Below are 12,811 nucleotides of genomic sequence, written 5' to 3' on the forward strand. Positions count from 1 at the left end.
TCCATGGCGTTTGGCCGCTCAGTTCGCCACGGCCCGGATCGCCCGGCGCAGCTTGCCGATCAGCTCCTCGACCTGGCTTTCGGTGATGATCAGCGGCGGCGAGAAGGCGATCGTGTCGGCGGCGGTGCGGACCATCAGCCCTTCCTCGCGGAAGAGGCGGTCCATCGCCTCGAAGGCGCGCTTGCCGACACCGTCGGCGCGCGGTGCGAGGTCGACGGCGCCGACCAGGCCGACCGTGCGGATGTCGACGACATTCGGCTCGCCCTTCAGGCTCATCACCGCATCCGCCCACATCGGCTCCATGGCGCGGGCGCGCTCGAACAAGCCCTCGTCGCGATAGATGTCGAGCGTGGCGAGGCAGGCCGCCGCTGCCAGCGGGTGGCCGGAATAGGTGTAGCCGTGGAACAGTTCGATGACGTTGTCGGGCCCGTTCATGAAGGCGTCGTAGATGTGCTTGCGCACGATCACGCCGCCCATCGGCACCGCGCCCGAGGTCACGCCCTTGGCGAAGGTGATCATGTCGGGGATCACGCCGTAGCGCTCGGCTGCGAAGGCGAAGCCAAGGCGGCCGAAGCCGGTGATCACCTCGTCGAAGATCAAGAGGATGCCGTGCTTGTCGCAGAGCTCGCGCAGGCGCTTGAGATAGCCCTTCGGCGCCGGCAGCCCGCCGGTCGAGCCGGCCATCGGCTCGACGATCACGGCAGCGATGGTCGAGGCGTCGTGCAGCGCGACGACGCGCTCGAGATCATCGGCGAAATGCGCGCCGTATTCCGGTTCGCCCTTGCTGAAGGCCTGCTTCTCGCGGTCATAGGTGTGCGAGATGTGGTCGGTGCCGGTCAGGAGACCGCCGAAGAACTTGCGGTTGTTGACCATGCCGCCGACCGAGATGCCGCCGAAACCGACGCCATGATAGCCGCGCTCGCGGCCGATCAGCCGGGTCTTCGACCCCTTGCCCGAGACGTTCCAATAGGCGAGGGCGATCTTCAGCGCTGAATCGGCCGCTTCCGAGCCCGAGCCGGCGAAGAAGACATGGTCGAGATCGCCGGGCGCCAGCGCCGCGATGCGCGCGGCGGCTGCGAAGACCTTGGGATGGCCGTACTGGAAGGACGGGGCGTAATCGAGCTCGCGCGCCTGCGCCTGGATCGCCTGGATGATCGGCTCGCGGGCGTGGCCGGCATTGCAGCACCACAGCCCGGCAGTGCCGTCCATCACCGGTTTGCCCTCCGGCGTGTAGTAGAACATGCCCTCGGCGCGGGCGACCATGCGTGGGTTCTGCTTGAACGAGCGGTTCGCCGTGAACGGCATCCAGTAGGCTTCGAGGTCGTTCGGCGTGGCGATCGCGCCCGTCGCGGAGGTCATGATCCGATCCCTTTAGTTTTTTAAAACCTCCTCAGCCTAGCAGCGTGCTACGGGCTGTAAATCCGCGGTCGGGCGGGGCATCCCTGCGTCGCGCGAGCGACGAGGGGCGTTTGCGCGGGTGACGTAACGTCGTTTCTGGCGTAGTTTCGAGGAGGGGAGAACACTGGACCACGCCCCAATGGTCGTTCGCGCCTCAGCTCTGGACAGAGACGACGGGCTCTCGCCGGATGAGATCCGCGCGCAGCTCGAACGCGTGCTCGCCTCCGATATCTTCCGTGCCGCGCCACAGCTGACCGCCTTTCTGGGCTACATCGTCGAGCAGACCCTGGCCGGCCGGGCCGGGGAGCTGAAGGGCTATACGATCGCCGTCGAGGCCTTCGGCCGTTCGCCCGATTTCGATCCGCAGACAGACCCGATCGTCCGCGTCGAGGCCGGGCGCCTGCGCAAGGCGTTGAATCTCTATTTCGCGGCCGATGGTGTCGCCGATCCCGTCCGGATCACCGTTCCCGTCGGCGCCTATGTCCCGGCCTTCGAGCGCGTCGCGACGGTGGCGCCTCCGGAAGAGGAGGTTCCCGCACAGGACGGCCCTGCTGTGCAGGAGGAGCAAGAAGAGAGGCCGGCGTCGGTCGAGAACGGCGCTGCCGCTGCCCGGCCTTCGCGTTACTGGCTTTATGTCGCCGGCCTCGGGCTGTTGCTCGGCCTTGCCGCGATCGGCTTCTGGTACTGGCGCACGGCACATGGCGCGGGGAAGATCGCGGCCCAATTGCCCGACCTCGCCTCACAATTGCCACCGCCTCCCGCCGCACCGCGCTCGGCGCCGCTGCCGACGGTCCAGGCGGTGATCCCGGTCAAGGCGCGCCTGCCCGTCGTCTCGGTCGAGATTGCGGAGGCGGTGACCGATCCTTCGCTCGACGACCTCACGCGCAATTTCGTGCGCCAGGTCGCGGACACGATGGCGCGCTTCGACGATCTCGTGGTCGTCAAGCTGCCGGAGCCGATGACGCGTTCGGGTGAGGGCGCAGATTATGTCCTGACGGTCAGCTTCTCGCGGGTCGGCGACGCGATCGAGGGCCATGCACGGCTCAGCACCGCCAAGGGCGGCCGCGTCGTCTGGACCACCTCGCGCGAGCGCAGCATTGGCGATTTCAATGACGCAGCGAGGCTGCGTGACACGGCGCAGCAGCTGGCGATCCGGCTGGCGCAGCCATTCGGCGTGTTGCACGCCGATGCCCGTCAGTCGCCGCCGACGCTCGAGGCCGGCTGTCTGTACCTCGCCGTGAACCTGCGTCGCACTATGAAGCCGGAGGACCATCTGGCGGCCCGCACTTGCCTGGAGGGTGTCGTCGCCCGCGATCCGGAGTTCCACCCGGCCTGGTCGCAGCTCGCGCTGCTGACCCTCGACGAGTATTCTTCCGACTTCAACGCGCGGCCGGGCTCCGCGCTCGACCGGGCGCTTGCCGCCGCAGTGACCGCCGTTAGGCTCGCCCCCGCGAGCGCTCGCGCGCATCAGGTGATGATGGACGCCCTGTTCCTGCGCGGCGCGGTCGAGGATGCGCTGAAATCCGGGCAGGAGGCCCTGGCGCGCAATCCCTATGACCCCGACGTATTGGCTTCCGTCGGCGCACGCTATGTCCAGCTCAATCGGCCGGCGGAAGGCCTGCCTCTGCTCGAGCGGGCCGTCGCGCTCAGCAATGGCCGGCCGCCCTGGTACGACTTTTATCTCTATCTCGCGGCCTATCTCACCGGCGCGACCAGGCTCGCAGAAGCACACGCGGCCCTGATCAATGCCGAGGAGACGCCGCTCGGCCTGATCGGTCGCGCCATGGCAGCTGCGGCGAGTGGTGACGGCTTTGCGCAGGAACATGCGCTTCAAACCTTGCGGCAGAAGGTGCCGCTCTTCGATCTCGATGCGCGGCTCTATCTCGCCCGCCGGGGCTTCTCCACGGAGGTCGCCGAGCGGATTCTCGCCGTAATCAATTCCGGCGGACTGCGCCCGCGCTAGAAGGCCGGGGCTTCTGGGCCGCCAATGCGGGATTTCCGCGCATTGAATGCGGCTCCCGGCGCGCCGGCCCTCGCGGCAGCAGGCGCCCCCGGCTATCCTGCGGGCGCGGCAGGTGATTCGCCGCTTTCGCGTTCCCGCCCACCCTCTTTTTGCGTGATCCTGCCCTTGGCTCGCATCCGCCTCAGCGCACTCCCACCGGCCGCCAGCAGCGTCGCCGGTTTTTCGCTGGGCGCCGCGGCCATGCTGTTGCTCCCGGGCGGGCTGGCCAATGCGGTCGGCCTACTCTCGGCCGGGCTGGGACTCGCCGGTTCGGCAGCGCTGGTTCGCCGGAACTGGGCAGCAGAGCGCGAGCAGCTCCTGGCTGGGCTCGGCGAGGTCAAGGTTAGGCTGGCGACCAATGCCATCCGCCTCGATGCGATGGGCAAGCGCATCGACCAGTTGCCGATGAGCGAGGGCGATGCTGCGCCGGCCCGGGCGATGCTGAACGAGCTCACCGCCGAGGTTGGCCTGCTCGGCGATCTCCTGCAGCAGGTCGCGACGACTCTCGGCGACCATGACGATCAGTTGCGGGTGGTTCAGGACAAGCTCGCCGCGCCGCCGCAGCCGCCGGTGCGGACAGTTGCGGTGGTGGCGGAACGTGCGCCCCTGCGTGCGGCCGAGCCACTCGTCGCTGTCCGGCAGTCTCCGGCGGAGATTGCCCAGGCGCGGGCGCAGGAGGAGCGCGTCGCCAGGATCAGCGATGCCCTCGCCAGCGGCCAGGTCGAGGTCCATCTCCAGCCGATCGTCCAGCTGCCGCAGCGCCGGACTCGCGGCTATGAGGCGCTGGTGCGGCTGCGCCTCGACGAGAAGACGTTGCTGCTCCCGACCGAGTTCATGGAGACCATCGAGCAGCGCGGCTTCGGCCCGACGCTGGATGCGCTCGTCCTGACCCGTGCGCTGGCGATCGCCCGCCATCTCGGCACCAAGGAAGGCGGGCTCTTCGTCTCCTGCAATTTCAGCGGCGCGACCTGGGGCTCGTCGCGGGCCCTGGCGGCGCTGGCGCGCATCCTCGAAAAGTACCACGCCCATATCGGCAATCTCGTCATCGAGATGCCGCAGCGCGTCTTCCGCACGCTCGAGCCGGCGAGCCTTGGCCTGCTCGGGGCGATGTCGGCCAATGGCGTGCGCTTCGCGCTCGACCATGTCGCCGATCTGCGCCTCGATCCTATCTCGCTGCACGATCGCGGCATCCGCTTCGTCAAGGTGCCGGCCTCGCTCCTCCTGGCGGAGGCGAGGGGAGCTGCGGTAACCGATATCGCCACCGGTGACCTTGCCGCCCATCTCGCCCGCGGCGCGATCCAGCTCGTCGCCGACGAGGTCGAGGACGATCCGATGGTCGCCGACATGCTCGATCTCGGTGTCGGCTACGGCCAGGGCGACGTCTTCTCGCCGCCGCGCCCGGTGCGGCCGGAGGTCTTCGCCGAGCCCGAGGCGGCGGCACCCGCACCAGCGGCTCCTGCGCCGGCACCGCAGCCCGCTGCCGAGGTCGTCAACTATCCGTCTCCGCCTCAGGCTCCGGCTGCGCCGCCCACGCCGACGCGCGTGCCCTTCCGCGACGTCCTGCGACGCGCGACCGCCTGAACCGGACCCGACGCCTGCGCGTTATGCCGTGACAGGGCTGGCCGGCCGGCGACCGGCGGCGTATTGAGCCCGCAAGCCGAACCGCTATGCCGTGGCGCCAGTCGCCGCCCACTCCAAGCCGGAGCCCGCCTGTGCCGACTTCCACCCGCCTGCTTTCCGGCGTTGCGCCGATCATCGGCCAGTATGAGCTTTGCCTCTGCGATATCTGGGGCGTCGTCCATAACGGCGTTGCGCCGTATGCCGAGGCCTGCGCTGCGCTGGCGAAGATGCGGGCCGGCGGCGTTACCGTCGTGCTCGTCTCGAACGCGCCCCGCCCGCGCTCCGAGATCGCGATCCAGCTCGGCCGTCTCGGTGTGCCGGGCGATGCCTTCGACGCGATCGTCACCTCCGGTGACGTCGCCCGCGACCTGATCGCCCATCGCGCCGGCGATCCGCTCTATCATCTCGGCCCGGATCGCGACCTGCCGCTGCTCGCGGGGCTCGATGCGCCGCGCGTCTCGGCCGCCGAGGGGCGCTATGTGGTCTGTACTGGCCTGTTCGACGACGAGACCGAGACGGCGGAAACCTATGCCGAGCAGCTCGCCGATTTCGCCCGTCGCGACCTCACCTTGATCTGCGCCAATCCCGATCTGGTGGTCGACCGCGGCGGCCGCATGGTGCCCTGCGCCGGCTCGATCGCGCTTGCCTATGAGCAAATCGGCGGCCGCGCGATCTATGCCGGCAAGCCGCATGCCCCGATCTACGAGCTGGCGATCCGCCAGGGCCAGGAGCTGCGCGGCGAGAATGTCGAGAGGTCGCGCATCCTCGCCATCGGCGACGCGATCCGCACCGATATCGCCGGCGCCGTGCACTACGGTCTGGGATCGCTGATGTGCCTGGGCGGGATTCACGCCGAGGAGACTGGTGAACTCTCGCCGACGGAGCTGGAGGACTGGTTCGCTCGCCAGAGCCATCGCCCCGACTACGCGATGCCGCAGCTGGCCTGGTAAGCGGTTGAAAGGGCCAACAGCCCCGGCACTCAGAGTTTCTTTGGAAGCTCCCGGCCTCATCCTGAGGAGCGCCATGGGCGCGTCTCGAAGGATGCTCCAGCTGAGCCCCCTGAACCATCCTTCGAGACGCCGTTCCCTACGGAGCGGTTCCTCAGGATGAGGGCTCAGTTCAGCTGGTGCCCGGCACTCAGGCGGCGCAGACCGACTCGATCTTGGATTTCAGCGTCTGCGCGTTGAACGGCTTGACGATGTAGTTGTTCACGCCGGCCTTCTTGGCGGCGATGACATTCTCGGTCTTCGACTCCGCTGTGACCATGATGAACGGCGTCGCGGCGATCTCTTCCTCGTTGCGGACCTGGCGCAGCAGCTCGAAGCCGGTCATCGGCTCCATGTTCCAGTCCGAGATCACCAGCCCGTATTTCTTGTCGCGCATCTTGGCGATGGCGCTGCTGCCATCCGAGGCATCGTCGACATTCTCGAAGCCGAGCTGCTTCAGGAGGTTGCGGATGATCCGCACCATGGTCTGGTAATCGTCCACCACCAGGATCGGCATCGACGGGTCAAGGGCCATGGTGGAACTCCGAGCATGCAAGTACGCACCGGCCATGCCGATGCGCTGGCCGCTCTCTCAGAGCGGCAATCATGGGGCAATCCTGATAGCGAAGCCGCGTTTCAAAGCGGTTAATTCGATCGAAAACTGACGCAGCGTCATCATCCGAAAGGCGACCACGCACAGGCACGAAAGTTCTATGGTGCAATGCAGCGAATTGTGAAACGCTGCCATCCCCTGTCTCGTGCGGCAGCGGCATTCCCACCGTTGCTGCGCACGCGAAACGACCGATGATGACCAGCACGCTCTATCAGGTTCATGCCTTCGAGGATCTGGCGATCGGCCAGCGCGAAAGCCTGATGCGCACCGTGATGGAGCGCGACATCTCGCTCTTCGCCGACCTCTCCGGCGATGCCAACCCGATCCATCTCTGCGACCGCTACGCGGCCGGCACGAAGTTCGGCCAGCGCATCGCGCATGGCATGCTGACGGCCAGTCTGGTTTCGGCCCTGCTCGGCACTCGCCTGCCGGGGCCGGGTGCGGTCTATCTCTCGCAGACCTTGAACTTCCTCGCCCCGGTCAAGATCGGCGATGTCGTCACCGCCCGGGTCGAGGTTGTCGAGCTCGTGGCCGAGCGCCGCCGCGCCCGCCTGTTCTGCGAATGCCTGGTCGACGGCAAGGCGGTTCTCGAAGGGGAGGCCTGGGTGGCGCTGCCGAAGGCGGCAGCGAAAGCCTGACGGGGAAGTCTTGACGCTTCCGCCGGCTTGGGGCCAAACACGCCCCGCCGGATGGTCCCGGCGCCCGGACGCTTGCGCTCCATGACCTCATCCGCCGAAGCGCCGCGCCCCGATATGCCGGCTGCCTTCATCCTCGAACCGGGAAAGCCCGTGCCCGACGCCTTGCGCGGGCGGGTGCTGGTGCTCGGAAATTTCGACGGCGTCCATCGCGGCCATGCCGAGCTGGCGCGGGTCGCGAACGAGATGGCGGCAGCGCACGGCGGCCAGGCGGCGGCTCTGACCTTCGAGCCGCATCCGCGCTCGGTCTTCCGGCCGGACCAGCCGGTGTTCCGGCTGACCCCGGCGGCGCTCAAGGTCGAATTGCTCGCCGGCGAAGGGCTCGCGCCGAGCTTCGTTGTGCCCTTCGACCGTGAGATTGCCGCGGTCGCGGCCGAGGCCTTCATCGACGAATTGCTGCTCGGCCGGCTCGGCGCATCCGGCCTGGTCTGCGGCTATGATTTCCATTTCGGCGCGGGCCGCACCGGTTCGCCGGAGATGTTGCAGGCGCGGGCTTGCGCGGCGGGTGTGCCGGTGACAGTGGTCGCGCCTTATTCCTGGCAGGGCGAGCCGGTCTCCTCGACCTTGATCCGCGCGGCGCTGGAGCAGGGCGACGTCGCCCGTGCCGCCGAATTCCTGGGTCGGCCCTGGTTGGTGCGCGGCGTGGTCGCCCATGGCGACAAGCGCGGGCGCGAGCTCGGCTACCCCACCGCCAACATGCATCTGCCCCGCGATTGTCGTCTGCGCTATGGCGTCTATGCGGTGCGGATGCGCGTCGACGGCATCTGGCGCGACGGCGTCGCCAGCTTCGGCAGCCGCCCGACCTTCGACGATGGTGCGCCGCGGCTCGAGACCTTCCTGTTCGATTTCTCGGGTGATCTCTACGGCAAGACCGTCGATGTCGCCCTCGTCGCCTGGCTCCGCGGCGAGGCGAAGTTCGACTCGCTCGAGGCGCTGATCGCGCAGATGGACGCCGACAGCCTACAGGCGCGCGACATTCTCGGCCGGACGCCGCCCTTCCTTCCCTAGGCAACGCCTGCTAGAAGCCGCTCATGTCCGCTTTCCGCGCCACGATCATCGCACTGTCCCGGCGAATTACGAGCCCGGCTGCCGCCCTGCGCTGACGCGCGGGCGCCTGCGCAGTCCGGGATTTCGACCGCTTTCCCAGTTTCCGCGGACAAGAGCGCAGCGCCAGACCGATCTGGCCCGCCTGTCCGAACCGCCAGAGCCGGATCATGAACGACAAGACCGCCGCCCAGGACGCCAAAGCCCAGGATGCCAAGGGTCAGGATTACTCGCAGACCCTGTTCCTGCCGCAGACCGAGTTTCCGATGCGGGCCGGCCTGCCGCAGCGCGAGCCGGAACTGCTCGCCCGCTGGGCCAAGATGGACCTCTACCGCAAGCTGCGCGAGGCCGGCAAAGGCCGCGACCGCTTCGTCCTGCATGACGGCCCGCCCTATGCGAACGGCAACATCCATATCGGCCATGCGCTCAACAAGGTCCTGAAGGACCTCGTCACGCGCTCGCAGCAGATGCTCGGCCACGATTCCAACTACGTGCCGGGCTGGGACTGCCATGGCCTGCCGATCGAGTGGAAGATCGAGGAGCAGTATCGCGCCAAGGGCCTGAACAAGGACGATGTCCCGGTCGTCGAGTTCCGCAAGGAATGCCGCGCCTTCGCCGAGCACTGGGTCGACGTGCAGCGCACCGAGTTCAAGCGCCTCGGCGTCGAGGGCGATTGGTCCGATCCCTATCTCACCATGGCCTATCCGGCCGAGGCGCAGATCGCCCGCGAGATCATGAAGTTCGCCGAGAACGGCATGCTCTACCGCGGCTCCAAGCCGGTGATGTGGTCGGTGGTCGAGAAGACCGCGCTCGCCGAGGCCGAGGTCGAGTACGAGGAGCACACCAGCGACACCATCCATGTCGCGTTCCCGGTTCTCGGCTCGGGGTCGCTCGCGGGGGCCTCGGTGGTGATCTGGACCACGACCCCCTGGACGATCCCCGGAAACCGGGCGATCTCCTTCCACCACAAGGTCGCCTACGGCCTCTACCGCGTCAGCGCGGCGCCGGAGAACAACTGGGCCAAGGTCGGGGCGACCTATATCCTCGCGAAGAACCTGGCCGAATCCGTCTTCAAGGCCGCGAAGGTCGAAGCCTACGAGTTCGTTCGCGACATCGCCGCCAGCGAGCTCGAAGCGGCGGCCACCGCCCATCCGCTGCGCGGCCAGGGCTATGATTTCAACGTGCCGCTGCTCGATGGCGACCATGTCACCGACGATGCGGGTACCGGCTTCGTCCACACCGCGCCGAGCCATGGCCGCGAGGACTTCGACGTCTGGATGGCGAATGGCCGGATGCTGGCCGAGCGCGGTATCGAGACCCGCATTCCCTACACCGTCGACGCCGATGGTCGCTTCACCAAGGAGGCGCCGGGCTTCGAGGGCGCGCAGGTCATCACCGACAAGGGCGAGAAGGGCAACGCCAACGACGTCGTCATCAAGGCGCTGGCGGCGACCGGCCATCTCGTCGCGCGCGGCCGCCTGAAGCACCAGTACCCGCATTCATGGCGCTCGAAGAAGCCGGTGATCTTCCGCAACACGCCGCAATGGTTCATCGCCATGGACAAGCCCTATGGCGATGCCGGCGCGCCCGATCCGGCGGCTCCCGCGCCGACGGCGGGCGGCAATGCCGACACGCTGCGCAACCGGGCGCTGAAGGCGATCAAGGATACCGAATGGGTTCCTGCCGCCGGCGAGAACCGCATCAACGGCATGATCGCCAACCGGCCCGACTGGGTGGTCTCGCGCCAGCGCGCCTGGGGCGTGCCGATCACCGTCTTCGTCGAGAAGGAGACCAAGGAGGTCCTGGTCGACGCGAAGGTCAACGCCGCGATCGCCGAGGCCTTCGAGGCCGAAGGGGCGGATGCCTGGTTCACCGACACCGACGGCGCCCGCTTCCTGAAGCCCTTCGGCTACGACCCGGCGCTGTATGAGCGCGTCACCGACGTGCTCGACGTCTGGTTCGATTCCGGCTCGACCCACGCCTTCACTTTGGAGAAGCGCGCCGACCTCAAGACGCATCGCATCGTCGACGGCGGCAAGGACAAGGTGATGTACCTCGAAGGCTCGGACCAGCATCGCGGCTGGTTCCATTCGAGCCTGCTCGAAAGCTGCGGCACGCGCGGCCGGGCGCCCTATGACGTCGTCCTGACCCACGGCTTCTGCCTCGACGAGAAGGGCGAGAAGATGTCGAAGTCGAAGGGCAACGTCACCGCCCCGCAGGACGTGATCAAGGACAGCGGCGCCGACATCCTGCGCCTCTGGGTCGCGGCGGCCGACTATTCCGACGATCTGCGCATCGGGAAGGAGATCCTCAAGACCTTCGTCGAGACCTATCGCAAGCTGCGCAACACCATGCGCTGGATGCTCGGCACGCTCGCGCATTTCAGCGAGGAGATCCGCGTCGCCGAGCCGGCCGCGATGCCGGAGCTGGAGCGGCTGATGCTGCACCGCCTTGCCGAGCTCGGCCCGCAGGTCGAGGAGGCCTACCGGACTTACGACTACAAGAAGGTCGTGAACCTGCTCTCGCAGTTCATGAACACCGAGCTCTCGGCCTTCTATTTCGACGTCCGCAAGGACGCGCTCTACTGCGATCCGACCTCCAGCCATGTCCGCAGGAGCGCGCTCACCGTCGTCGATCATCTCTTCCGCTGCCTGACGACCTGGCTCGCGCCGATCCTGGTCTTCACCGCCGAGGAGGCCTGGCTCGAGCGCTATCCGCAGGCCAAGGCCGGCGAGGGTTCGGTCCATCTCGAGCTCTTCGCCGCGGTCGAGGAGAGCTGGTTCGATCCCGAGCTCGCCGAGCGCTGGGCCAAGGTCCGTCGCGTCCGCCGCGTCGTCACCGGCGCGCTGGAGCTCGAGCGCGCTGCCAAGCGCATCGGCTCTTCGCTGGAGGCGGCGCCGGTCGTCCATATCGCCGACCCGGATCTGCGCGCCGCTGTGAGCGGGCTCGACCTCGCCGAGATCTGCATCACCTCCGGCGCCAGGATCAGCGATGTCGAGGGGCCGGAAGACGCCTTCCGCCTCGCCGACGTGCCTGGCGTCTCGGTCGTGCCGGCGCGGGCCTCCGGGGTGAAATGCGCCCGCTCGTGGAAGTACTTCGACCCTGCGACGGCCGAGCCCGACTATCCCGACGTCACCCCGCGCGACGCCAAGGCGCTGCGCGAGCTCAGCCGCGCCGCATGAGCCAGCCGGAGCCGAACGCGCTGCCGGCCGGCGCCGGCCTGACGCCGCTGCGCCGTTTCGGCGTCATCCTCGCCGTGGTCGTGTTGTTGCTCGACCAGGCGAGCAAGCTCTGGCTGCTCTTCGGTGCCCGCATTGCCGAGGAGGGACCGTTCCAGATCACCTCGTTCCTCGAGTTCGTGCTCGCGTGGAACCGCGGCATCTCCTACGGCCTGTTCCAGCAGTCGACCGATATCGGTCGCTGGCTGCTGGTTGCCGTCTCCTTCCTGGCGCCGATCTGGCTCGGCCGCTGGATGTGGCGTTCGGACGACCGGCTGACGATCGCGAGCCTTGCCCTGATCATCGGCGGCGCACTCGGCAATGGCATCGATCGGGCCGTCTTCGGGGCCGTCGTCGACTTCGTCCATGTGCATTTCGGCAGCTTCAGCTGGTATATCTTCAACATCGCCGATGCAGCGATCGTTGTCGGCGTGGCCGGGCTTCTGTATGAGTCCTTCCGGCCGGGCGCCGGTAAAGCCGTTTCGCACTAGTTTGCTTGCCATGGTTTTGCCGCGCCGATCGATCATGACGGGGTCACGTGCCCTGGGACGGAGAATGGACATGGCTCATCGGATCCGCGCCTCGCGCATGCTGCTCGCTGGCGGCCTGCTGCTGGCGGCGACCCCTGCCTTTGCCCAGGAAGGCATGCTCTTCCAGAACCTGGTGAAAGGCATGGGGCTTTTCGGCAGCGACAAGGACGATATCGACTACAAGCAGCGCGCGCCTCTGGTCGTGCCGCCGTCCACGACCCTGCCGAAGCCGCAGGAGCCCGGCGCGACGCGCACCGCCGCGTGGCCGGATGATCCGGATGTCGCCCGCCGCAAGGCCGAGCGCGACGCCAGCCGCTCGCCCTTCGCCAGCACCGAGGCCTATCGCGCCAACAACCGGCCGGAAATGTCCCAGCAGGAGCTTCGCCGTGGCCGCGTCGCCGGGCGTGCCAATGGGCCGGATGGGATCGTTCCGGATCACAACAACTACAACAACCAGATCGCGCCGATCCGTATCGGCCGCGAGATGGCGGCGCGCCAGGCCCAGACCGACACCAACAATCTGACCTATGGCAGCGAGCCGGCGCGGAACTACCTCTTCGAGCCGCCGGTCGGTTATCGCCGGCCGGCGGGCACGGCCCCGCTCGGCCCGGGCGCTTCCGGCCCGCAGGAAGACAAGCAGGCCGTCGGCCAGCGCGAGTTCCTGACCGGCACCACGCCGATGCGGTAGCGGCCCGAGGCGCGCTG

Annotated in this window: 10 protein-coding genes; 8 read left to right on the forward strand and 2 right to left on the reverse strand. The window is 67.9% G+C overall.

Annotation, left to right across the window (positions count from 1 at the left end; genetic code table 11):
* Nucleotides 1-18: 18 nt before the first annotated feature.
* Nucleotides 19-1,359 carry an aspartate aminotransferase family protein gene (locus DK26_RS02650; RefSeq protein ID WP_066468021.1) on the reverse strand — a complete coding sequence of 447 codons (1,341 nt, stop codon included), beginning with the start codon at nucleotides 1,357-1,359 and terminating at the stop codon, nucleotides 19-21.
* A gap of 178 nt (nucleotides 1,360-1,537) precedes the next feature.
* Here DK26_RS02650 and DK26_RS02655 point away from each other — a divergent pair, with 178 nt between their 5' ends.
* The 3 genes from DK26_RS02655 to DK26_RS02665 all read left to right on the forward strand — a co-directional run bounded on the left by DK26_RS02655 (nucleotide 1,538) and on the right by DK26_RS02665 (nucleotide 5,970).
* Nucleotides 1,538-3,361: a hypothetical protein gene (locus DK26_RS02655; RefSeq protein ID WP_066468023.1), complete on the forward strand. Its 1,824-nt coding sequence runs from the start codon at nucleotides 1,538-1,540 to the stop codon at nucleotides 3,359-3,361.
* A 240-nt stretch (nucleotides 3,362-3,601) separates the two neighbouring features.
* A complete protein-coding gene (locus tag DK26_RS02660; protein WP_184231597.1) occupies nucleotides 3,602-4,981 on the forward strand; it encodes an EAL domain-containing protein in 1,380 nt (459 codons plus the stop codon).
* 131 nt (nucleotides 4,982-5,112) lie between these two features.
* Nucleotides 5,113-5,970, forward strand: a complete 858-nt coding sequence (locus DK26_RS02665; RefSeq protein WP_066468027.1) for a TIGR01459 family HAD-type hydrolase — start codon at nucleotides 5,113-5,115, stop codon at nucleotides 5,968-5,970.
* A gap of 187 nt (nucleotides 5,971-6,157) precedes the next feature.
* Here DK26_RS02665 and DK26_RS02670 read toward each other — a convergent pair whose 3' ends face one another.
* On the reverse strand, nucleotides 6,158-6,541 hold the full coding sequence (locus DK26_RS02670) for a response regulator (protein ID WP_066468028.1): 384 nt from the start codon (nucleotides 6,539-6,541) through the stop codon (nucleotides 6,158-6,160).
* A gap of 272 nt (nucleotides 6,542-6,813) precedes the next feature.
* Between DK26_RS02670 and DK26_RS02675 the strand changes: the two genes are divergently transcribed.
* The 5 genes from DK26_RS02675 to DK26_RS02695 all read left to right on the forward strand — a co-directional run bounded on the left by DK26_RS02675 (nucleotide 6,814) and on the right by DK26_RS02695 (nucleotide 12,794).
* Nucleotides 6,814-7,257, forward strand: coding sequence for a MaoC family dehydratase (locus DK26_RS02675; protein ID WP_066468747.1), 444 nt, complete (start codon nucleotides 6,814-6,816; stop codon nucleotides 7,255-7,257).
* A gap of 81 nt (nucleotides 7,258-7,338) precedes the next feature.
* Nucleotides 7,339-8,322 (forward strand): bifunctional riboflavin kinase/FAD synthetase, encoded by a 984-nt coding sequence (locus tag DK26_RS02680; RefSeq protein WP_248309848.1) that lies wholly within the window; start codon nucleotides 7,339-7,341, stop codon nucleotides 8,320-8,322.
* A 206-nt stretch (nucleotides 8,323-8,528) separates the two neighbouring features.
* Nucleotides 8,529-11,540: an isoleucine--tRNA ligase gene (gene ileS, locus DK26_RS02685; protein WP_066468030.1), complete on the forward strand. Its 3,012-nt coding sequence runs from the start codon at nucleotides 8,529-8,531 to the stop codon at nucleotides 11,538-11,540.
* Nucleotides 11,537-12,067, forward strand: a complete 531-nt coding sequence (lspA, locus tag DK26_RS02690) for a signal peptidase II (protein WP_157089481.1) — start codon at nucleotides 11,537-11,539, stop codon at nucleotides 12,065-12,067. The genes ileS and lspA overlap by 4 nt, the downstream gene beginning before the upstream one ends.
* 70 nt (nucleotides 12,068-12,137) lie before the next feature.
* Nucleotides 12,138-12,794 carry a hypothetical protein gene (locus DK26_RS02695; protein ID WP_066468031.1) on the forward strand — a complete coding sequence of 219 codons (657 nt, stop codon included), beginning with the start codon at nucleotides 12,138-12,140 and terminating at the stop codon, nucleotides 12,792-12,794.
* The last annotated feature ends 17 nt before the right edge of the window (nucleotides 12,795-12,811 follow it).

The organism is Allobosea sp. WAO (genome assembly GCF_001509835.1).
Classification (GTDB): Bacteria; Pseudomonadota; Alphaproteobacteria; order Rhizobiales; family Beijerinckiaceae; genus Allobosea.

What these genes read in the sequence shown, in the direction of transcription:
- DK26_RS02650 (WP_066468021.1), bottom strand. Translation starts at nt 1,359, where the DNA reads ATGACCTCCGCGACGGGCGCGATCGCCACGCCGAACGACCTCGAAGCC.
- DK26_RS02670 (WP_066468028.1), bottom strand. Translation starts at nt 6,541, where the DNA reads ATGGCCCTTGACCCGTCGATGCCGATCCTGGTGGTGGACGATTACCAG.
- DK26_RS02680 (WP_248309848.1), top strand. Translation starts at nt 7,339, where the DNA reads ATGACCTCATCCGCCGAAGCGCCGCGCCCCGATATGCCGGCTGCCTTC.
- DK26_RS02660 (WP_184231597.1), top strand. Translation starts at nt 3,602, where the DNA reads ATGCTGTTGCTCCCGGGCGGGCTGGCCAATGCGGTCGGCCTACTCTCG.
- DK26_RS02675 (WP_066468747.1), top strand. Translation starts at nt 6,814, where the DNA reads ATGACCAGCACGCTCTATCAGGTTCATGCCTTCGAGGATCTGGCGATC.
- DK26_RS02655 (WP_066468023.1), top strand. Translation starts at nt 1,538, where the DNA reads ATGGTCGTTCGCGCCTCAGCTCTGGACAGAGACGACGGGCTCTCGCCG.
- lspA (WP_157089481.1), top strand. Translation starts at nt 11,537, where the DNA reads ATGAGCCAGCCGGAGCCGAACGCGCTGCCGGCCGGCGCCGGCCTGACG.
- ileS (WP_066468030.1), top strand. Translation starts at nt 8,529, where the DNA reads ATGAACGACAAGACCGCCGCCCAGGACGCCAAAGCCCAGGATGCCAAG.
- DK26_RS02695 (WP_066468031.1), top strand. Translation starts at nt 12,138, where the DNA reads ATGGCTCATCGGATCCGCGCCTCGCGCATGCTGCTCGCTGGCGGCCTG.